19 protein-coding genes, 1 tRNA gene and 1 pseudogene are annotated in these 19,642 nt (G+C 70.2%); 17 read left to right on the forward strand and 4 right to left on the reverse strand.

Going from position 1 to position 19,642, the window contains the following annotated elements; all coding sequences use genetic code 11:
* Nucleotides 1-76: 76 nt before the first annotated feature.
* Nucleotides 77-1,132 carry an alpha/beta fold hydrolase gene (locus C8P66_RS00960; protein ID WP_245903140.1) on the reverse strand — a complete coding sequence of 352 codons (1,056 nt, stop codon included), beginning with the start codon at nucleotides 1,130-1,132 and terminating at the stop codon, nucleotides 77-79.
* Between the two features lie 127 nt (nucleotides 1,133-1,259).
* Nucleotides 1,260-2,807 carry a glycosyltransferase family 4 protein gene (locus C8P66_RS00965; RefSeq protein WP_111396260.1) on the reverse strand — a complete coding sequence of 516 codons (1,548 nt, stop codon included), beginning with the start codon at nucleotides 2,805-2,807 and terminating at the stop codon, nucleotides 1,260-1,262.
* Between the two features lie 178 nt (nucleotides 2,808-2,985).
* Between C8P66_RS00965 and C8P66_RS00970 the strand changes: the two genes are divergently transcribed.
* Nucleotides 2,986-3,699, forward strand: coding sequence for a hypothetical protein (locus C8P66_RS00970; protein WP_111396261.1), 714 nt, complete (start codon nucleotides 2,986-2,988; stop codon nucleotides 3,697-3,699).
* Nucleotides 3,700-3,705: 6 nt separating this feature from the next.
* Here C8P66_RS00970 and C8P66_RS00975 read toward each other — a convergent pair whose 3' ends face one another.
* Nucleotides 3,706-5,220, reverse strand: a complete 1,515-nt coding sequence (locus C8P66_RS00975; protein ID WP_111396262.1) for an aldehyde dehydrogenase family protein — start codon at nucleotides 5,218-5,220, stop codon at nucleotides 3,706-3,708.
* A gap of 166 nt (nucleotides 5,221-5,386) precedes the next feature.
* Between C8P66_RS00975 and C8P66_RS00980 the strand changes: the two genes are divergently transcribed.
* The 3 genes from C8P66_RS00980 (at nucleotide 5,387) to C8P66_RS00990 (ending at nucleotide 8,732) form a co-directional block, all read left to right on the forward strand.
* On the forward strand, nucleotides 5,387-6,595 hold the full coding sequence (locus C8P66_RS00980; RefSeq protein ID WP_111396263.1) for a CaiB/BaiF CoA transferase family protein: 1,209 nt from the start codon (nucleotides 5,387-5,389) through the stop codon (nucleotides 6,593-6,595).
* 111 nt (nucleotides 6,596-6,706) lie between these two features.
* Entirely contained in the window at nucleotides 6,707-8,329 is a 1,623-nt protein-coding gene (locus C8P66_RS00985) for a two-component system sensor histidine kinase NtrB (RefSeq protein ID WP_111396264.1), read from the forward strand.
* Nucleotides 8,330-8,333: 4 nt separating this feature from the next.
* A complete protein-coding gene (locus C8P66_RS00990; protein WP_146422640.1) occupies nucleotides 8,334-8,732 on the forward strand; it encodes a response regulator in 399 nt (132 codons plus the stop codon).
* Between the two features lie 105 nt (nucleotides 8,733-8,837).
* On the opposite strand, the gene C8P66_RS00995 is transcribed toward C8P66_RS00990, so the two are convergent.
* Nucleotides 8,838-9,368, reverse strand: a complete 531-nt coding sequence (locus C8P66_RS00995; protein ID WP_111396266.1) for an outer membrane protein assembly factor BamE — start codon at nucleotides 9,366-9,368, stop codon at nucleotides 8,838-8,840.
* 97 nt (nucleotides 9,369-9,465) lie between these two features.
* On the opposite strand from C8P66_RS00995, the gene C8P66_RS01000 reads away from it, so the two are divergent.
* The 13 genes and pseudogenes from C8P66_RS01000 to tagH all read left to right on the forward strand — a co-directional run bounded on the left by C8P66_RS01000 (nucleotide 9,466) and on the right by tagH (nucleotide 19,642).
* Complete coding sequence (locus tag C8P66_RS01000) at nucleotides 9,466-10,017, forward strand: ubiquinol-cytochrome C chaperone family protein (protein ID WP_111396267.1); 552 nt, start codon at nucleotides 9,466-9,468, stop codon at nucleotides 10,015-10,017.
* Nucleotides 10,014-10,511, forward strand: a complete 498-nt coding sequence (locus C8P66_RS01005) for a YceD family protein (protein WP_111396268.1) — start codon at nucleotides 10,014-10,016, stop codon at nucleotides 10,509-10,511. The genes C8P66_RS01000 and C8P66_RS01005 overlap by 4 nt, the downstream gene beginning before the upstream one ends.
* Nucleotides 10,512-10,607: 96 nt before the next feature.
* A complete protein-coding gene (gene rpmF / locus C8P66_RS01010) occupies nucleotides 10,608-10,811 on the forward strand; it encodes a 50S ribosomal protein L32 (protein WP_111396269.1) in 204 nt (67 codons plus the stop codon).
* Between the two features lie 33 nt (nucleotides 10,812-10,844).
* A complete protein-coding gene (gene plsX / locus C8P66_RS01015) occupies nucleotides 10,845-11,912 on the forward strand; it encodes a phosphate acyltransferase PlsX (RefSeq protein WP_111396270.1) in 1,068 nt (355 codons plus the stop codon).
* On the forward strand, nucleotides 11,909-12,874 hold the full coding sequence (locus tag C8P66_RS01020) for a beta-ketoacyl-ACP synthase III (RefSeq protein WP_111396271.1): 966 nt from the start codon (nucleotides 11,909-11,911) through the stop codon (nucleotides 12,872-12,874). Before plsX ends, C8P66_RS01020 begins: the two co-directional genes overlap by 4 nt.
* Nucleotides 12,875-13,003: 129 nt before the next feature.
* Nucleotides 13,004-13,309: an integration host factor subunit alpha gene (locus C8P66_RS01025; RefSeq protein WP_111396272.1), complete on the forward strand. Its 306-nt coding sequence runs from the start codon at nucleotides 13,004-13,006 to the stop codon at nucleotides 13,307-13,309.
* Nucleotides 13,306-13,666: pseudogene (locus C8P66_RS01030) on the forward strand (MerR family transcriptional regulator); the annotation flags it as partial. The gene C8P66_RS01025 and the pseudogene C8P66_RS01030, both read left to right, overlap by 4 nt.
* Nucleotides 13,667-13,867: 201 nt before the next feature.
* Nucleotides 13,868-13,944 (forward strand) — tRNA-Pro (locus C8P66_RS01035).
* A gap of 303 nt (nucleotides 13,945-14,247) precedes the next feature.
* On the forward strand, nucleotides 14,248-15,039 hold the full coding sequence (locus C8P66_RS01040; RefSeq protein ID WP_158537049.1) for a D-glutamate cyclase family protein: 792 nt from the start codon (nucleotides 14,248-14,250) through the stop codon (nucleotides 15,037-15,039).
* Between the two features lie 119 nt (nucleotides 15,040-15,158).
* Nucleotides 15,159-17,177 (forward strand): type VI secretion system Vgr family protein, encoded by a 2,019-nt coding sequence (locus tag C8P66_RS01045; protein ID WP_158537050.1) that lies wholly within the window; start codon nucleotides 15,159-15,161, stop codon nucleotides 17,175-17,177.
* Nucleotide 17,178: 1 nt separating this feature from the next.
* On the forward strand, nucleotides 17,179-17,766 hold the full coding sequence (locus C8P66_RS01050) for a DUF6931 family protein (RefSeq protein ID WP_111396276.1): 588 nt from the start codon (nucleotides 17,179-17,181) through the stop codon (nucleotides 17,764-17,766).
* 4 nt (nucleotides 17,767-17,770) lie between these two features.
* On the forward strand, nucleotides 17,771-18,073 hold the full coding sequence (locus C8P66_RS01055) for a PAAR domain-containing protein (RefSeq protein WP_111396277.1): 303 nt from the start codon (nucleotides 17,771-17,773) through the stop codon (nucleotides 18,071-18,073).
* Nucleotides 18,074-18,118: 45 nt separating this feature from the next.
* The gene (gene tagH, locus C8P66_RS01060; RefSeq protein ID WP_158537051.1) at nucleotides 18,119-19,642 is read left to right on the forward strand and encodes a type VI secretion system-associated FHA domain protein TagH; all 1,524 of its coding nucleotides are present in this window, start codon (nucleotides 18,119-18,121) and stop codon (nucleotides 19,640-19,642) included.

Raw genomic sequence — 19,642 nt, forward strand, 5'->3', positions numbered from 1 at the left:
CTCCAGAGTCGTATTTTATCGAGCAGTTTCATCGCTTTATGAGTCGCTTCGCGCTTCAATCTGAAGCGATACCGCTCTAGTTCCACAGCCCCCGCGCCACGAGCCAATCCTGCAGGATCTGCGCGACCACATCTCCATTCCGGTCCATCATGACCATGTGGCTGTTGCCGTGGATGCCGCGCGCCGGCAGGTCCACTTCCTCGACCTGCCCACCGGCCTCCCGCACCAGCCCCACGAAGCGGCGGGCATTGGCGCGGATCGCGCCCCAGCGCGCGTCCACATCCAGATAATCGCCATAGAGGAACAGCTGCGGCACATCCTTCAGCCGCGCCGCCTCGGCGGGCACGCCGGTGCCGGCGGGCTCGATCAGGATCAGCGCGCGGAAGAGGTCGGGGCGCATCTGCGCCACCTGCCAGGCGAAGGCGCCGCCCTGGCTATGGGCGATGACGACGCTGGGCCCCACCCGCTCCAGCAGCGCGATGTAGCCCGCCTTCACAGCCTCATCCGTGCTGAGGAAGCGCGGCACCACCTGGCGCATGAAATTGCCGTAGCTCGCGGCGTCGGAGGGGAATTGCCCGCCCTCCCGCGTGGTGCCGCGGGCGTAGGAGCCGGCGCCATCGCCGATCCGGAAGCGCTCCCAGGGGTTCTGCATCGGCAGGAACACCGGCTCGCGGAAGATCTCGGGCACCATGGCCCAGCCGGCGCGGCCACGCTCGACGGCATCGCTGACATAGGTCGCCCAGCCGCGGCGCAGGAAGAACTGGTCCCAGCCGGGGCGGCCATCTGGCGTCGTCTCATAGGTCACGCCGGTCAGATAGGCGCCGTGCCAGAGCAGCAGCGGCACCGTGCCACGCTGCTGCGCCGGGATCATGTATTGGGCGTACATCTGGCCGACGAGGTAGGCGCCGTTCGGGTCGATCCGGTTCAACTGCCCGCCGGTCGTCGGCATGTATTCGCGGATCGGCTGGCCGGAAATCTCGACCATGCGGCCGCCGACGTGGAAGGAACCGAAGCGCTCCAGGCTGATCGGCCCGGCCTCCTGCGCCATGGCGGCGGGGGCGGCGAGGGCGAGCGCCATGGCAAGCCAGGCGCGCGGCGCAAGGCTGCGCGGAAAGCGGGTGGGGTTCGGCATCGTATCCTCCGGCTCATGGCAGGATCGGCCGGCTGTTTTCGCCCGGACCTCGCCCCGCCTTGGCGCCAGAGTGGCGCAGCCTGGAAGCGGCGGAAAGAGCCGGTGCGAAGGATTGCAGGCGCCCTGGTCAGCCTGCTCGCCGGCGATGCAGCGCGGCGCGGATACGGTGCGGCACCAAGCGGCGCCACAGCCCCCGCAGCCCATCTCCGATCCACCCGCCCGGCCCGCGTCGCGCGGCCAGCGCCGCCAGCCGCGTGTCGATCCGCGCGACCTCGGCCTGGAGCGCCGGCCAGGACGGGGGATCCTCGGCCCCCCGTGCGGCCAGCCCATCCAGCCGCCAGCGGAGATCCGCGACCTCGGCCCGGAGCGCGGGCCAGGAGGGCGGGTCCTCGCCGGGCCGCCGCGCCAGGGCCTCCAGCCGGTCCCCGATCCTGGCGAGGGCGGCGCCCAGCGCCTCCTGGTCCCGCGCCCGGGCCGCCGCCTCCTCTGTGCCGAGCCTGGCCAGATCCTGCCGCAACGCCGCGACCTCGGGCGGCAGCCCCGCTTGCGCCCGCGTCAGGCCGGCGATCGCGCCACCGAGGTCCCCGGCCAGCGCCTCGACCAGCGCCTCGATCCGCGGCGGGGGTGCGGGCGCGCGGGGGGCCACGGCCTCCACCAGCGGATACCAGGGCAGGGCCGGGTTGAAGCTCGGCACCCAGCCGGAGAGGAAGCGGCCGAGGGCTGCCGCCTCCGCCGCCGGATCCACCGGGACAGGGGTGGCCAGCATCTCGTCATAGATCGCCTCCAGCCGGTCGAGCATCGTCTCGATCCCCGATTCGGCCCGCACCAGCGCGGCGGCCGCCTCCGCCTCGCCGGCCGAGTACTCCGCGATGGCGGCGGCCAGCACCGCGACCTCCGACGGGTCCTTCAGCACCCCGGCGCCGAGGTTCCAGGGCAGCCAGGCCTCGGCCCGGGCCCGGGTCAGGAAGCCGGCACAGCCACGCGCGTCGCAGACGATGACCCCGGCGCCGGCCGCCGCCGCCTCCAGCGCGGTGCGCGCGGTGGCGAAGACGAGGTCGGCCTCGGCGAAGCCGGCCTCGGGTGTGTCGGTCATCCGGCCGGGGCCGGAACCGGCCTCCTCCAAGCTGATCCCGGCCGCGGCGCAGGCGGCGCGCAGGGCGGGCAGATGCGCCGCATGCTTGGTCATCGCCAGCGCGCGCCGTGGGCGATCGGGCAGGGGCGCCGGGCGGGGCGGGATGCGTGCCAGTTCCACGGCATTGGGCAGCAGGCCGATGCTGGCAGGGGCGGCGCCCTCGGCCACCAGCCGGGCGCGGCAGCGCTCATCCACGGCGAAGAGCCGCCGCAGGCGCGGATGCGGCGGGGCGGCATCGAAGGGGGCGGTGGCGTCGTGGCAGACGAACAGCGCCGGCACGCCCGGATGCGCCGCCAGCGCCGCCATGGCGGGGCCGGTGTGGTGCGCGTGGATCAGATCCGGCGGCTTCGGCAAGGCGGCGGGGTCGGAGATCACCAGATGGCCGCGCCAGCGCAGATGCTCGGCCAAGGCGCCCGGATGCGGCGTGTAGAGCACCGGCCGGTGGCCACGGCGGCGCAGCCCTTCGGCCAGTTGCTCGGTGACGACCTCGGTGCCGCTGCGCCCGGTGAGCATGATGTTGGTGAACAAGATGGTGCGGGGCACGCGCGACCTCCGGTCGTGACAGCGAAGAAGCGGGGCAGGGGCGCTATCCCTACCCCGGCGATGTCCTTAGAGCATGCCGACCCAGCCGGATCGGCCTCCCTCCCAGGCGTAGCCGACTCTGGCGCCGGACGCCCCTTTGAGCGATTTCGCCTGAAGGGACATTGCTCTAGGTGCCACCATGCCCCAGCCGATCGCGATCCTCGCCCACCCCGGGCATGAATTGCGCCTGTTTGCCTGGATGGAGCGGGAACGCCCGCTGGTCTGCATCCTGACCGATGGCTCCGGTGGCTCGGCGGCCTCCCGTACGGGCTATTCCGAAGGGCTGCTGCGGGGCTGTGGCGCCTCGGCCGGGCAGGTGATGGGGATGCTGCCCGATCGTGCCTGGTATGCCGCGATCCTGGCCGGCGATGCCGAACCCTTTTTGCGCGCGGCCGAGAGCATCGCGGGCGCCGCCGAAGCCGGCGCGCTGGTCGTCGCCGATCCGGTCGAGGGCTATAATCCGATGCACGACCTCTGCGCCGCCGTGGCCGACCGGGTGGCGGCGCTGATCGGCGGGCGCCGCGCGACCTATCCGCTGATGCGCCCGCGGCACGAGGGCGAAATGCTGCGGCTCGACCCCGCCACCGCGCAGCGCAAGCGCGCCGCCGTCACCGGCTATGCGCCACTGGCCGAGGAGGCGGCGGCCCTGCTCGCCGCCGACCCGCGGGCGCTCCGCGAGGAGTGGATACTGGCCGACCCCTTCGACTGGCCCGAGGCCATGCTGCCGCCCCCTGCCTATGAGGGGATCGGCGCCGCGCGGCAGGCCGCCGGGGTCTATGGCGAGACCATCGGCTACGGGCGCCATGTCCGGCCGATGGCGCTGCGCCTCCGCCAGTCTTCCAGGCAGCCGTGAGGCGCCTCAGCCCATGTTCACCATGATCGTCTTCTTGTGGGTGAAGTGCTCCAGCATCGCCTCCAGCGAGGCTTCCTTGCCGAGCCCGCTCGACTTCACCCCGCCATAGGAGAGGTTGGCCTGCACCACGAGGTTCTGGTTGATCTGCACCAGACCCGCCTCCAGCCGATGCGCCAGATCGAGCCCGACCTTGAGGTTGTTGGTCCAGAGCGAGGCCGCCAAGCCATATTCGCTGTCATTGGCCTCGGCCAGCACCGCCTCGGCATCGTCGAAGGGCTGCACCACGGTGACCGGCCCGAAGATCTCCTCCCGCACCAGGCGCGAGGTCGCGTCCAGCCCGGTGAAGATCACGGGGCGCAGGAACAGCCCCTTCTTCAGCGCGGGATCGGTCGGCATCGCCGAGCATTCCAACGTGGTCGCCCCCGGGGTCGCGCGGCCTTCCTCGATGAAGCCTTGCACCTTGTCGAACTGGCCCTGGCTGATGATGGTGCCGATGTCGGTCTTCTCATCCAGCGGGTCGCCCATCACCATGGCATCCACGCGGGTCTTCATCTCGGTGACAAAACGGTCGAAGATCGGGCGCTCGACGTAGATGCGGCTGGCCGCGGTGCAGGACTGGCCCTGCCGGGTGAAGCGCATCGAGGTGAGCGCGCCGGCCACCGTCTTCTCGAAGTCGCAGTCCTGGAACACGATCATGGGCGACTTGCCGCCGAGTTCCAGCGTCACCGGGATCAGCTTTTCGGCCGCGGCGCGGGCGACGATCTTGCCGGTCTCGACACTGCCCGTGAAGGTCACCTTCTTCACCAGCGGATGCGCCACCAGGGGTGCCCCGCACTCCGGCCCCTGGCCCGAGAGCATGTTGAAGCAGCCGGCCGGCAGGATGCGGTTCAGCAGCTCGCAGATGCGCAGCACGGCGAGGGGCGCCTCCTCGGCCGATTTCACCACCACGGTGTTGCCGGCCACCAGCGCGGGCGCGATCTTCAGCGCCATCAGCAGCATCGGCACGTTCCAGGGGATGATCGCGCCGACCACGCCGAGCGGCTCGCGAATCGTCACCGACAGCACATCCGGGGCGAAGGGGACGGTCTCGCCCTTCAGCTCGCCGCCGAGGCCGCCGAAGAATTCGAAGATATCGGCCACGACCCCGGCCTCGACCCGGCTTTCGGTACGCAGCGCCTTGCCGGTCTCCAGCGCGATCAGCCGGCCCAACTCGTCCTGATGCGTGCGCAGCAAAGCGGCGCAGGCATAGACCATGGCGCCACGTTTCCGCGCCGGGGTCTTGGCCCAGCCCTTCTGGGCGCGGGCGGCGTCCTGCACGGCGGCGTCCACATCCGCGGCATCGCCCTCGGCGGCGGTCCCGACCTGTTCGCCGGTCGCGGGGTTCACCACCGGGAAGGTTTTCCCCGACCGCGCCGCGACATAGCGGCCGCCGATGAAATGCAGCCCGCTCATGGATTTGGCCAAGGCGAAGGGATCGGTGCTGGGGGCCTCGGGGGTGGGGTGACGGGGCTGGTCGAGCATGGCGGTTCCTGTCTCGCTGGGCGCGGTTCGCCGCGCCGGTTTCCCTCAATCGCGGGCCCGGCGCGGGGCCCGTCTAGCTCCGCACCTTTCACAAGGTGGCGGTGGAGGCTATCAGCCGATCACATGAACCGGGCGGCACGGCCCGGCAAGAGCATGAGGCACAAGCATGACCAAAACCGCCCCGGGCCCCCTGACCGGCATCCGCGTCCTCGATCTGACGCGCGTCCTTGCCGGGCCGACCTGCACGCAGATGCTGGGGGACCTCGGTGCCGAGGTCATCAAGATCGAGCGGCCGGGGGCCGGTGACGACACCCGCGGCTTCGCCCCCCCTTACGTGCCGAACACGCGGGAGAGCGCCTATTTCGTCGGCGTCAACCGCAACAAGAAGTCGCTGACCGTCGATATCGCCCAGGAAGCCGGCCAGAAGATCATCCATACCCTGCTCGCCTCCTGCGACATGCTGGTGGAGAACTTCAAGGTCGGCGCGCTGGCCAAATACGGCCTGTCCTGGGAAGATCTGAAGGCGGCGCATCCCCGCCTGATCTATTGCTCGATCACCGGCTTCGGCCAGACCGGCCCCTATGCGGCCCGGCCCGGCTACGACAGCCTGATCCAGGCGATGGGCGGGGTGATGTCGCTGACCGGCGAGCCGGACGGGCTGCCCCAGAAGGTCGGCATTCCCGTCGCGGATCTCTTCGCCGGGCTCTACGGCTGCATCGGCATCCTCGCCGCCCTCCAGCACCGCAACGCGACGGGGGAAGGGCAGCGGATCGACATCGGGATGCTGGACACCCATGTCGCCTGGCTGGCGAACCAGGGGATGAACTACCTCGCGACCGGCGAGAACCCGCCGCGCCTCGGCAACCAGCATCCCAACATCGTGCCCTACCAGGTCTTCGCCACCGAGGATGGCTACATCGTCCTCTCGGTCGGCAATGACCCGACCTTCAAGCGGTTCTGTGACGTGACCGGGCAGCAGGCGCTGCTCGACGATCCCCGCTTCGCGACCAATGCCGCGCGGGTCGAGAATCGCGCGCTGGTCACCGATACCTTGGCGCCGGTGCTGAAATCCCGCACCACCACCGATTGGGTGGCGGCGCTGGAGGCCGCCAGCATCGGCTGCGGCCCGATCAACACCTTGGCCCAGGTCTTCGCCGATCCGCATGTCCAGGCGCGCGGCGTGGTCGTGGACATGCCGCATGCCTCGGGCGAGACGGTCCAGGTCATCGCCAATCCGGTGCGGCTTTCGGCGACGCCGCCGACCTATCGCAGCGCGGCCCCCTTGCTCGGCCAGCACACGGATGAGGTGCTGCGCGAGCACCTCGGCCTGACCATCGATGAGATCGCGACGCTGCGGGCCGCGCGCATCGTCTGAACCGGACCAGGGGCGCACCTGTTTTGGGGCGCAACTCTCTCCGGGCAGGAATGCTTTTCAATCTACGGAGGCTTCTCTTAGCGTCCGTGCCAATGCGGGGCAGGCGGAGCCATGGCTGGACTACTGGCATTCCTCACTGAACCGAATGGGCTGACGCCGCATGGCTTCTGCCTGGCCTGGGAACCGGGGCTGCTGTGGTTGCACGCGGCCTCCGGCCTCATCATCGCCGCGTCCTATTATGTGATTCCGCTGGCGCTCGCCTGCTTCGTGCGCCGGCGCAGCGATCTGGCGTTTCCCTGGGTGTTCCGGCTGTTCGCGGTCTTCATCCTGGCCTGCGGCACCACCCATCTGCTGGGCGTGATCACGCTCTGGCTGCCGTTCTACTGGCTGGACGGGTTGGCGATGGTGGTGACGGCCGGGGTCTCCCTGGTCGCTGCGATCGTGGTCTGGCCGCTGCTGCCGCGGGCGCTCGCGCTGCCGGCGCCTTCCGCGCTGCGCGAAGCCAATGCGGCGCTGGAGGCCAAGATCGCCGAGAGCGAGGCCCTGGCCGCCCGCCTCCGCGACAGCGAGGCACGGCTGCGGGTGTTCTTCGAACATGTGCCCGACCTGCTGTTCATCCTCGGCCAGCGGCCGGATGGGGCGCTGGTGGTGGAGGCGCTGAACCCCGCCCTCGCCGGACTGATCGGGCAGGAGGCTACGGCGGCCCAGGGCCGCCCTCTCGACAGCCTGCTGCCGGGGCCGGAGGGCGCGGCCTTCGCGCGGCGGTGCGAGGCCTGTGCCGGCGCCGGCACCCCGAGCCAGTTCGAGGCGGTCCTGTCCGGGGCGCGGGGCGAGACGGCGACGGTGGAAAGCGTGCTGGTGCCGCTGACCGATCCCGCGACCGGGCAGCTCCGGGTGCTGGGCAGCCTGCGCGATCTGACCGAGCGGCGGGCGCTGGAGCGGCGCGTGTCGCAGGCACAGAAGATGCAGACGCTCGGGCAGATGACCGGGGGCATCGCCCATGACTTCAACAATATCCTGATGGGGATCTCAGGCGTGATCGAACTGCTTGCCTCGCCCCGCCCGCATCCGCGCCGGCTCGAACTGCTGGGGCAGGCGGGGCGTTCGGTGGAGCGGGGCGGGCGGCTGGTACGGCAATTGCTGGCCTTCTCCGGGCGGCAGCCGCTGCGCACCACCTGTCTCGACGTCAACCAGGTCATTCTCGCCATGACCAATGATCTCATCACGCCCAGCCTTGGCGGGGCCATTTCGGTGCAGCTCCTGTTGGAGCCCGGGCTCTGGCCGCTGCTGGCTGACCAGACCGAGTTCGAGGCGGGGCTGCTGAACCTGGCCGTCAATGCCCGGGACGCGATGCCCGAAGGCGGCAGCCTGGTCATTTCCACCGCCAACCTGACCTTGGAGACAGGGCCGGCGGAGGGGATGCCGCCCGGTGATTATGTTCTGCTCAGCGTCGCCGATAACGGGGAGGGCATGCCCGCCGAGGTCATGGCCCGGGCCTTCGACCCCTTCTTCACGACGAAGGGGGTGGGGGTGGGCACCGGGCTCGGCCTGTCCCAGGTCTATGGCTTCGCGCGGCAATCCGGCGGCACGGCGCAGATCCGCTCCGCCCCCGGCCTGGGCACCACGGTGATGCTGTTCCTGCCCCGAGGGCGGCCCGATTCTGAGGGCGAGCGGACTGTCACGGCGGTGGCGGGGGATGCTAAGCCTGCGCCCGTAACTGACGCAGGCGTGTAGCTCCGTGTCGAATTCTCTCCCGGTCCGTCGAGCCCTGGTCGTCGATGACGAGATCCTCGTCGCCATGGCGGTCGCCGAGCATTGCCGGAGCCTCGGGATGGAGGTGGAGGAATGCTACGATTCCACCGATGCCCTGCTGCGGGTGCTGCAGGATCCCGAGATCGCGGCCCTGCTCACGGATGTGCGGATGCCGCGGATGTCGGGCACCGAACTCGCCACCCGCGCCTTGCGGGCGCGGCCGGGCCTGCTGGTGGTGTTCCTGACCGGCTATGCCGATCCCGGGGATGAGGGCCATTTCGGTAGCTGGCCGGTGCTGCGAAAGCCCTTCGCGTTCAAGGAAATCCAGGAGGCGCTGGGTCGCGCGGCGGACGTCCGCGGGATGAAGACGCGCGGCGACGACTGACGCCACGCGAGACCAGAAAGGCGAGAGGAGATTATCCCCCCCCGACATTCCGGAGTCTCAAATCAAATCAGATGATTGACGGCGGCCACAGGGCCACCCGCGGTGTCAGCGCCCCTGGCCGCTCGCCGACTGCCCCGGCACGCCCGGTCCAAGCCGCCCGAGGTTGCCGAACAGTTGCTGCAGCAGGGTCCGGTCGGTGCCGGGCACCGGGGTCTGGCGCTCCACGATCTGCACGTCGCGCCCGGCGGCGCGGTCAAGCTCGCTGACCTCCCGCGCCACGCCGCGGTCGTCGAAGCGGACCACGACGACGCGCTGGTCCTCCAGCGACAGCGTCCGCAGCGGCTGCAGCCGGGTCTGGCCGCTGATGTAATACCACTGGTTGTCGTCGAAGGTGCCGGTGGCGGTGGGGCTGCCCAGGATCGCCTGCACATCGGCCTTGGTATGGGTGCCGACCACGACCTCGCGGATCTGCTCGGCATCGACCTGATGGCCGCGGACCTGCAGCGGCGAGCCGAAGGGGGAGCCTGCGCCGCAGCCGGGCAGCGCCGCGGTCGCAAGCAGCGCCACCATCAGCACGACGGCCCGGGCGGGAAGCCGGGGGGGAAACACGTTGACGCGGATCGGGGCTCGGACCATTTGCGGTGCGTGCCACCACCCCGGCGCTTGGTCAACCGACACTCGCCATCGCGCGTGCCAAATCGCCGGCTTCCATGCCGGCCGGAGATCGCCTGACGTGTTTGGCCTGCTGCGCCGCCGCCCGCATGAGCGGACCGGATTTGAGTTGTATTCCGCCGCCGTGGCCGCCGCCCGCGAGCCCTGGGCCTTCGCCGTCCTCGGGGTGCCGGACAGCCTCGCCGGGCGCTTCGACCTGATCTCGATGCATGTCGCGCTGCTGATCCGCCGGCTGCGGGCCGATCCCGATCCGCGCGGCGCCCTGCTTGGCCAGGCGGTGTTCGATGCGATGTTCGCCGATATGGATGTGAACCTGCGTGAGATGGGCGTCGGCGACATGTCCATCGGCAAACGGGTGAAGGGCCTGTGGGAGGCCTGGCACGGCCGCACCCTCGCCTATGAGGCGGCACTCGATGCCGGCGACAGCCCGGCCCTGGCCGCGGCGATCAGCCGCAACATCTTCGCCGGCCACGCCGCAGCCGATGCGGCGGGGCCACAGGCGCTGGCGGCGTATGCCGAGGCCCTGGCCGCGGCACTGGCGGCACAGCCCCTGGCGGGGCTGCTGTCCGGCCAGCTGCGCTTCCCCCCAACCCCGGGAGACATTGTTCCATGAGCATCCCCGAATTCCACCGGCCGCTGCCCTTCGCCGCGGTCAAGCGCACGCCCTACGTGATTGAGCTGACCCCGAGCGAGGCGGAGCACGCGGCCCTGGCGAGCCGCCTCGGCCTGATCGAGCTGCCGGCCTTCACCGCGAAATGGGAGCTGCGCAGCCAGGCGGACGACACCGTGGCCGCGAAGCTCACCATCACCGCCGAGGTGGTGCAGGCCTGCGTCGTCACGCTGGAGCCGGTGCCGCAGACCGTCGCGGATACCGTGTCCCTGCGCTTCCTGCCGCCCGGCCGCGAGCCCAGCGACAACGACCCCGACACGCCCGACGACATCCCCTGCGAACATGAGGTGATGGACCTGGGCGAAGCTGCGGTGGAAACCCTGGCTTTGCTGCTAGACCCCTATCCTCGTGCCGAGGGGGCAAGTTTGCCCGACTCGGTCACGGACAAGGATCTCGGACCCTTCGGGGCCTTGGCGAAGTTGAACCGCCAGGGCTGAGACGGTTCCTCGGCTTGCACGACGGGGGTGTGGGTGCTAACCCGCGCCCCTTCCTGAATTTTCTCAAGTTACAGACGAAAGAAGAGGCCCGGCACCATGGCCGTTCCCAAGAAAAAGGTTTCGCCCTCCCGCCGCGGCATGCGCCAGAGCCATCAGGCGATCAGCCCCGAGGCGCATGTCGAATGCTCCAACTGCGGCGAGACGAAGCGCCCCCATCATATCTGCTCGCATTGCGGGCATTATGACGGGCGCGAAGTCGTCGCGGCGGGCAAGGCGCTCAAGGCGTCGGTCCGACTCTAAGCCGGGCGCCGGGTGACGACCCAGAGAACGGCCGTGCCCGACGGCAATGCGAGCACTGGCCTCGCCGCCGCGCCTTTCGCGCTGGCGGTCGATGCCATGGGTGGCGATAACGCTCCGGAATCGATCCTCGACGGGATTGAGCTGGCGGCCGAACGCCATCCGGCTGCGCGTTTCCTGCTGTGCGGCGATGCCGAACGGCTCAGGCCCCTGCTCGCCACGCGCAAGCGGGCGTCGCAGGCCTGCGAGATGCGGCATGCGGCGACCTCCATCCCAGGCGACATGAAGCCCACGCAGGCGCTGCGCGTGCGCGGCTCCTCCATGCGCGTCGCCATCGACGCGGTGGCGGGCGGCGAGGCGCAGGGCGTGGTTTCGGCCGGCAATACCGGCGCGCTGATGGCGCTGGCCAAGATCGTGGTGAAGACGCTGCCCGAGATCGACCGGCCGGCCCTGGCCGCGATCGGGCCCTCGGCGCGCGGCGATGTCGTGATGCTCGACCTCGGCGCCAATGTGCAATGCGATGCCCGCAACCTCGTGCAATTCGCCATCATGGGCGATGCCTTCGCCCGGGCGGTGCTCGGCCTGACCAACCCGACCTTCGGGCTGCTCAATGTCGGCTCCGAGGAGTTGAAGGGCGATGAGCGCGTGCGCGAGGCGGCCGAAATCCTGCGCGACAGCCATATCGCCAGCGGCTTCTACGGCTTCGTCGAGGGGCATGACATCACCGCCGGGACCGTCGATGTCGTCGTGACCGACGGCTTCACCGGCAATGTCGCGCTGAAGACGGGTGAGGGCGCCCTGAAGCTGATGCGCGAATTGCTGCGACAGGTCTTCACCAGCAGCGTGCCCGCCCGCGTCGGCTACCTTCTGGCCCGCCCGGCGCTCGACCGCCTGCGCGAATGGATGGACCCGCGCCGCTACAATGGCGCGGTGCTGATCGGCCTGCGTGGCGTGGTGGTGAAGAGCCATGGCGGCACCGATGCGCTGGGCTTCGCCCATGCCATGGATGTGGCGATGGATATGGTGACGCACCGCTTCAACGACCGGATCCGCGAGGGGTTGGCCCTCCTCGCCGCGCGCCGCGCGACGGTCCCGGCGGCGTGATCCGCTCGGTCATCCTCGGCACCGGCGGGTATCTCCCCGACCGGGTGGTGTCCAACGACGCCCTGGCCTGCCTGCACAACCTCGACACCACCGACGCCTGGATCGCTGAACGCACCGGCATCCGCCAGCGCCATGTCGCGGCGCCTGAGCAGCAGGCTTCCGACCTTGGCCTGCTGGCGGCGCGTGAGGCGCTGGCCCAGGCGGGGATCTCGGCCGATGAGGTCGATCTGATCATCGTCGCGACCGCGACGCCCGACAGCGCCTTTCCCGCCACCGCCGTGCGCATCCAGCACAAGCTCGGGATCACCCAGGGCTTCGCCTTCGATGTGCTCGCGGCCTGCACCGGCTTCGTCTACGCGCTGGGCATCGCCGACAGCCTGCTTCGCACGGGCGCCGCGCGCTGCGCGCTGGTGATCGGCGCCGAGGTGTTCACCCGCATCCTTGATTGGTCCGACCGCGGCACCTGCGTGCTGTTCGGCGACGGCGCGGGGGCCGTGGTGCTGCGCGCCGAGGAAGGGCAGGGCACCGCCCAGGACCGCGGCGTGCTCGGTACCCATCTGCATTCGGATGGGCGCTTCGGCGATCTGCTGCATGTCGATGCCTCCGGTGCCCAGGACGTGGTCCGCATGGCCGGGCGCGAGGTGTTTCGCCACGCCGTCTCCAAGCTCGCCGCCGCGGTGGATGAGGCGCTGGAGGTCGCGGGGCTGACCCATGCCGATGTGCAATGGCTGGTGCCGCACCAGGCCAACAAGCGCATCATCGAGGCGATGGGCCGCAAGCTTGGCCTGCCCGCCGAGCGGGTGGTGATGACGGTCGATCGCCATGCCAATACCTCGGCGGCCTCGGTGCCGCTGGCGCTGGCCGAGGCGACCCGGGATGGCCGGATCAAGCGTGGCGACCTCGTGCTGATGGAGGCCATCGGTGGTGGCCTCACCTGGGGCGCCGCGCTCGCCCGTTTCTGATCAGCAGCTTACGGGGAATTCCTGATAATCTAATTCATGCTGAATCGCGGGGTCGTTCCGCGTGGTTGACGGGCGTCGCCGATCCCGGTTTTCTAACCGCTTGAATGGCTTGGCGGGGGATTTGGGGCCATGGAAGCGGAGACGCTGACGCGCGCACAACTGGCTGAGGCGATCTATGCCGCGGTCGGGCTGTCGCGGAATGAAAGTGCCGCCTTGCTGGAGGCCGTGCTGGAGGCGATGTCCGCGGCACTCGAAGCCGGGGATCAGGTGAAGATCGCCGCCTTCGGCACCTTCCTGGTGCGCGAGAAGGGCACCCGAATCGGCCGCAATCCCAAGACCGGGATCGAGGTGCCGATCTCACCCCGCCGCGTGCTCTCCTTCCGCCCGAGCCAGGCCCTGAAGGCGCGGCTCAATGGCGAGGCGGCGCCCGCATGACCCCAGCTGGTGACCCGCCGATCGGTGGAGATGAGGCCGAGGAGCCCCAGCCGGGCGAGACCGGCACCGAGGAGGGCGCCGAGGACGAGCTGCGCGAGGCCGAGGGCCCGGACGCGCGGGCACGGCCGAAGAAGGCCGCCACCGCCTTCCGCACCATCAGCGAGGTCGCCGAGGATCTTCATATTCCGCAGCATGTGCTGCGATTCTGGGAGACGAAGTTCCCTCAGCTCAAGCCGCTGAAGCGCGGCGGCGGGCGGCGCTACTACCGCCCCGAGGATATCGCCCTGCTCAAGCGGGTCGGCGACCTGCTCTACACCCAGGGCTACACCATCAAGGGCGTGCAGCGGCTGCTGCGCGACGGCGACCTGCCCGAATCGGTGGTCGTGACCGAGACGCTGGAACTGCCGCTGCCAGCGCCCCAGACCGCCGCCGGCCGCCGCGCCGCGGCCTTGCGCCTGGCGATTGCCGAGATCGAGGCGGTTATCGAGGCGCTTCGCGTGGCTTCTCGCTGAAGGCACGATTGCCCCCCGGCCTCGGGGGTGGTATCCGCCCCGCAGTCGGAGTGTGGCGCAGCCTGGTAGCGCACTTGTCTGGGGGACAAGGGGTCGTGGGTTCGAATCCCGCCACTCCGACCAATCACCAAACGCAGCGGACAGCCCCCCCCCCGCCGCTTGTCAGCAGATTTTACAGAGTTGACCCGATCGCGGTGGCGATCATCATAAGCCCTTGAAAAACCTGCGCGCCACGGCCTGGCGCGCGGTTTGCGTGGCACTGCCCTCCTGATGGGAAGGCCCGACGCGATGCCACTGCCACCTCACACGCCCTCAGCCGCATCCGCCCCAGGCCCGGCACCTGAACACCATTCCGTGTGACCCGCCATGCGCGCCTGCTCTGGCCCGTTCCTTGCCTCTGCTCCGCAACCGATGGAGGCAATGTGCATGCAGGACACCGCCTTGGACGGTGTGGGCCACGAGAGCGGCGCGATGGTCCGCGCGGCGGCGCGGGCTGGATGGGACGGGCTGACGCTGGGCCGTGCGCGGGGGTTCGTGCAGGTGAATCTGTTCGTGCTGCCCGAGGCGGTGGCCGATGAATTTGCCGCCTTCTGCGCCGCCAATCCGCACTCCTGCCCGCTTGTCGCCCGTGGCCGCGCCGGCGATCCCACCCTGCCTATGCTGGGGTCCGGGATCGATGTGCGGACCGACGTGCCCTCCTACCTGTCGCATGTGCCGGGCGAACGGGCGCATCGCCTGCCGGATCTGAAGCGGAACTGGCAGGCGGATCTGGTGCCCTTCGCCGTCGGCTGCTGGTTCGGGGCGGAGGCGGCGCTGCTCAATGCCGGCATCCGGGTTCGCGATGCCGAGCTTGGCGTGCAGGGCGCCTTGTTCCGCAGCGACCGCAAGGCGGTCACCGTCGGGCGCTTCGCCGGCCCGCTGGTGGTTTCCATGCGCCCCTTCCGGATCGCCGATATCCCGCGGGTCATCGACATCACCGCCCGCCTGCCGCGCTGCCATGGCGCGCCGCTGCATCGCGGCGATCCGGCCGTGCTCGGCATCGAGGCGCCCTGCAACCCCGATTGGGGCGAGCCGATGCCGCTGGAGCCCGGCGAGGACTGGCTCTACTGGGGCTGCGGCCTGACGGCGCTGACGGCGCTTGAAGCGGCCGGAGTGCCCTTCGCGAGCCACGCCCCGGGGGCGATGCTGGTCACCGACCTGACCGAAGAGTGCCTATGAGCCGTATTGGCCCAGGGGTCGCGTCGCTCACGAAACGCTGACACTGTTCACGCAGGCGTTCTTCACGCACCGTCCCGGCCCGGTCTATGGTCCAGGCCACAGCGAAACGAGGAACAGCCTTGTCCGAAGCGCAGACCCTGTCGCAGGCGGAACGGCTCTTGCGTATCGCCTCGCCGCTTGGCGCCGACACGCTGACCTTGCGCCGACTGCTCGTGCGCGAAGCCATCGGCCGGCCCTTCACGCTGGAAGCCGAGGTCGTCTCCACCAACCTCGACATCCAGCCCTCGGCGCTGATCGGCAAGCCCGTCACCTGCACCGTCGCGCGCGGCCATGTCGAACCGCGGCATTTCCACGGAATCGTGCGCGGCTTCTCGCGAATCGGCGCCTTCGGGCGGGAGCTTGCCGCCTATCGGCTGGAGGTGGTGCCGCGGCTCTGGCAGCTTTCGCGCACCGGCGATTGCCGCATCTTCCAGGAGCAGTCGGTCAAGGACATCGCGACCAAGGTGCTCGGCGAATCGGATGTGGCGCCGGTGCGCTGGGGTGGCTCGGTGCCGACCGGGGTGCGGGTCTATTGCGTCCAGTACAACGAGACCGATTTCGATTTCCTGCAGCGGCTGCTGGAGGAGATCGGCTGCGGCTATTTCTTCGAGCACAAGGACAATGACCACACGCTGGTGATCTGCGGCGCCAATGCGGATTACCCGCTGGTGCCGGGCGATCCGCAGGTGGTGCGGCCGCATGCCGATGTGTTTGGCGCGCTGACGGAGTGGCGGCCGCTCTCGGGGCTGCAGCCGGGCAAGGTCACGTCGCATGACTTCGACGGGCTGAAGCCGAACACGCTGCTCAAGAGCAATGCGCCCACCGTGCTCGGCACCCCCAATGCCGCGAGCTTTGAGGTCTTCCGCTGGCCGGGCGGGCAGGGGGTGCGGCCGGATGCCGATCCCTCCAAGCTCGGGATGGAGGGGTATGAATCCGGCGCCGACCTGATTTCCGCCGCCGGCAACGATCCCTCCGTTTTCGCCGGCGGGCGGCTGAAGGTGCTGGAGGGGCTGGATGTCACCGCCCCCACCACCTGGCTGGTGACCGAGGTGCTGCACGAGGCCTTCGACGAGACGCATCTCTCGGGCGGCAATACCGCCGAATACCGCAACGGGATGGTGGTGATGAAGGCGGACCGGCCTTGGCGCCCCGCTGTCGCGCGGCCGCGCCCGGCGATGCCGGGGCTGCACAGCGCCATCGTCACCGGCCCCTCGGGCGAGGAAATCCACTGCGACGAATTCGGCCGGATCAAGGTGCATTTCCTCTGGGACCGCGCCGGCAAGACCGACGACACCTCCTCCTGCTGGGTACGCGTCGCGCAGGGCTTCGCGGGCAAATGGGGCGGGTCCTGGCAATTGCCGCGGGTGGGTGACGAGGTGCTGGTCGGCTTCATCGACGGCGACCCGGACCGCCCGGTCGCGATCGGCAGCGTCTACAATGCCGAGCAGAAGCCGATCTACGCCCTGCCGGCCAACAAGACCCAATCCGGCATCAAGACGAAATCGAGCAAGGGCGGCGGTGCCGCCAACTTCAACGAGCTGCGCTTCGAGGACAAGAAGGGCTCGGAAGAGATCAATGTCCAGGCCGAGAAGGACATGACGATCCTGGTCAAGAACGACCGGACCGAGACGGTCGGCCATGACCACACCGAAACCATCAAGAACAACAAGACCGAAACGGTGAAGGTGGACCGCACCGAGACCGTCGAAGGCAAGCATACTGAGACCATCACCGGCGACCACACCACCGAAATCAAGCAGGGCAACGAAAAACTGACCGTAAAGATGGGGAACATGGATACCGAGGTATCCATGGGCAACCAATCCGATAAGGTAAAGATGGGGAACAAATCGACCGAGGTTTCCCTGGGCAACATCACCGAGAAGGCATCGCTCGGGAAGATCGAGGTCGAGGCGATGCAGTCCATCACCCTCAAGGTTGGAGGCAGCAAGATCGTGATCGACCAGATGGGGGTGACGATCGAGGGGATGATGATCAAGGTCGATGCGAAGCTCATGCTCGAAACCAAGGGTCTGATGTCGAAGCATGAGGCCAGCGCCTTGCAGATCATCAAGGGCGCCCTGGTGATGATCAACTGAGATGTCCGCCACACCCGTGAAGCTTGCCGTGCCGCTGGCGCCGCTGCTGCCGCGCCTGGAGCTGGATGCCGAGGGCCTGGCGGCCCTGGCCGGTGCCACCGATGCCGTGACCGGCGTGGAGCGCCTGGCGGCGGCCGGGCGGATGTCCGATGCCGCGCGCCTCGCAGCCCATGCCCTGCCGAAGCGCGAGGCCGTTTGGTGGGCGTGCATGTGCGCCCGCGCCGTGCCCGACCCGGCTTTGCTCGCCGCCGACCGCGAGGCGCTGGAGGCGGCCGAGCTCTGGGTGCGCCGCCCCGATGAGTCCGCCCGCCGCGCCGCGATGGAGATCGCGAGCCGCACCGGCTTCCGCAGCCCCGAGGCCTGGGCCGCCGTCGGCGCCTTCTGGTCCGGCGGCAGCATGGCGCCCGAGGGCCAGCCGGCGGTGCCGCCGGGCGAGCATCTGACCGGGGTCGCCATCGCGGGGGCCATCGTGCTCTCGGCGGTGCGGATCGCCCCGGCGCGGGCCGATGCGCGCTTCGCCCGCTTCATCGCCGCGGCCCGCGACATCGCCGCCGGCGGTGCCGGCCGCCTGCAGCCCGAGGAGGGCTGAGCCCATGCCCGGCCCCCCTGCCTCCCGCATCACCGACATGCATGTCTGCCCGATGGTCACGCCGGGCGTGCCGCCGATCCCCCATGTCGGCGGCCCGATCCTGAGCGGTATGCCGACCGTGCTGACCGGCGCGTTGCCGCAGGCGCGGGTGACCGACATGTGCCTGTGTGTCGGCCCGCCGGATGTGATCGTGAAGGGCAGCATGACGGTGCTGGTCGGCAGCCTGCCCGCCGCACGGATCGGGGACATGACAGCGCATGGCGGGGCGATCATCCTGGGCTTCCCGACCGTCCTGATCGGCGGCTAACTCCGGCGCTGCATGGCCGGGTCACGAGAAGGGAGCATCCCGCGCATGGTTCTGGTGCTTTCGGTTCTGCGGTGTCCCGACCGGGCGGTCCCCGAGCAGCGCCGCCTGCCGGGCGGGGAGATGACGCTCGGCCGCGGCGCGGAGTGCGACTGGCCGCTGCTGGACCCGGACCGCGTGCTGTCCAAGCGGCATTGCACCGTCGAATACCTCTCGGGCGGCTGGCAGGTGCGCGATCTCTCGACCAATGGCACCTTCCTCAACGGGGCCGGCGAGCCGGTCGGGCGGGACCGGGTCAAGCCCTTGCAGGATGGCGACCGGCTGCGGCTCGGCGCCTATGAGATCGAATGCCGGATCGAGCAGGAAGCGGGGCAGGGCGCGGGCGCCTGGTCCTCCGCCGGCCCCGATCCCATGGCCGATGCGCCCTCCAGCGACATCTTCTCGGCATCCTTGCCCGGGCTGTCCCCGGCGGGCGGCACGCCGGGCGGCGGGGCGCCCTTGCTGCCCGCCGATTTCGACCCCTTCGCGCCCGAGGACCACGGCCCGGTGATGCCGGACCATCAGCCGAGCACGCATGACATCTTCGCCCCGCCACGGGCGACGATGCCGGACCTGCTGCCGGATGACTGGGACGCGCCGGTGGCGCCACGGCCCAAGGCGGCCGATCCCTTCGCCGGCCTGCCGGACCCTTTTGCCGACCTGCCGCCGGAGGCCGCGCCGGCCCGGCCATCGCCCGCGCCGGCGTTTCCGCCCGCGCCCCGGGCCAATCCGATGCCCGATCCCTTGGGCGATCCGTTTGCGGATTTGCCGCCGGCGCCCAAGGCGCCCCCGGTCGCGCCCCCGATCGCGCCCCTGGTCGCGCGCCCGGTCGCCGCTCCGCCTCCAGCACCCCCGCCCCCCACCGCGCCACCGGCCTTTGCCGCCGATCCCTTCGCGGCCGACTCCTTCGCCACTGTCCCGCCGCCGATGGCACCGCCCACCGCACCGGTCTCCGCGGCCCCCGCCGCCGCGCCCGGTGGGCTGGCGGAGGCGCTGGCCTTGCTCCATGCCGCCGCCGGGCTGCCGCCGCCGCTGCCCGGCACCGACCCCACCGCCGCCCTCACCGCCGCCGGTGCCGCCCTGCGCGCCTCCGTCGGCGGCCTGCGCGCCCTGCTGATCGCGCGGGCCGATGTGAAGCGCGAGTTCCGCATCGAGCAGACCATGCTGCGCGCCGCCGGCAACAACCCGGTGAAATTCGCCGCGACCGAGGAAGCCGCGGTGCAGGCGCTGCTCGCCCCGCGCGGTGCCGGTCCCGCCGCGATCCGTGAGACCGTGGATGACCTGACCGCGCATCAGGTCGCGACCCTGGCCGCGACCCAGGCCGCCGCCCGGGCGCTGCTGACGCGCCTCGCGCCGACAGGGGTTGAAGCCGAGGTGCAGGGTGGTGGCATCATGCCCGGGGCGCGGGAAAAGCGCCTGTGGGAAGCATATCGAAAGCTTCACCAGCAGGTCGCCGACCAATTCGAGGATGATTTCGACAGCGCGTTCGGGAAAGCCTTCGCGCGGGCCTATGAAGAGGCATCACGGCGCTGA

This window comes from Humitalea rosea, from assembly GCF_003253705.1.
Classification (GTDB): Bacteria; Pseudomonadota; Alphaproteobacteria; order Acetobacterales; family Acetobacteraceae; genus Humitalea; species Humitalea rosea.

Coding starts and splice junctions, on each gene's coding strand:
- C8P66_RS00960 (WP_245903140.1), bottom strand. CDS start 1,132: ATGCCGAACCCCACCCGCTTTCCGCGCAGCCTTGCGCCGCGCGCCTGG.
- C8P66_RS00970 (WP_111396261.1), top strand. CDS start 2,986: ATGCCCCAGCCGATCGCGATCCTCGCCCACCCCGGGCATGAATTGCGC.
- C8P66_RS00975 (WP_111396262.1), bottom strand. CDS start 5,220: ATGCTCGACCAGCCCCGTCACCCCACCCCCGAGGCCCCCAGCACCGAT.
- C8P66_RS00980 (WP_111396263.1), top strand. CDS start 5,387: ATGACCAAAACCGCCCCGGGCCCCCTGACCGGCATCCGCGTCCTCGAT.
- C8P66_RS00985 (WP_111396264.1), top strand. CDS start 6,707: ATGGCTGGACTACTGGCATTCCTCACTGAACCGAATGGGCTGACGCCG.
- C8P66_RS00995 (WP_111396266.1), bottom strand. CDS start 9,368: ATGGTCCGAGCCCCGATCCGCGTCAACGTGTTTCCCCCCCGGCTTCCC.
- C8P66_RS01005 (WP_111396268.1), top strand. CDS start 10,014: ATGAGCATCCCCGAATTCCACCGGCCGCTGCCCTTCGCCGCGGTCAAG.
- rpmF (WP_111396269.1), top strand. CDS start 10,608: ATGGCCGTTCCCAAGAAAAAGGTTTCGCCCTCCCGCCGCGGCATGCGC.
- C8P66_RS01025 (WP_111396272.1), top strand. CDS start 13,004: ATGGAAGCGGAGACGCTGACGCGCGCACAACTGGCTGAGGCGATCTAT.
- C8P66_RS01040 (WP_158537049.1), top strand. CDS start 14,248: ATGCAGGACACCGCCTTGGACGGTGTGGGCCACGAGAGCGGCGCGATG.
- C8P66_RS01050 (WP_111396276.1), top strand. CDS start 17,179: ATGTCCGCCACACCCGTGAAGCTTGCCGTGCCGCTGGCGCCGCTGCTG.
- C8P66_RS01055 (WP_111396277.1), top strand. CDS start 17,771: ATGCCCGGCCCCCCTGCCTCCCGCATCACCGACATGCATGTCTGCCCG.
- tagH (WP_158537051.1), top strand. CDS start 18,119: ATGGTTCTGGTGCTTTCGGTTCTGCGGTGTCCCGACCGGGCGGTCCCC.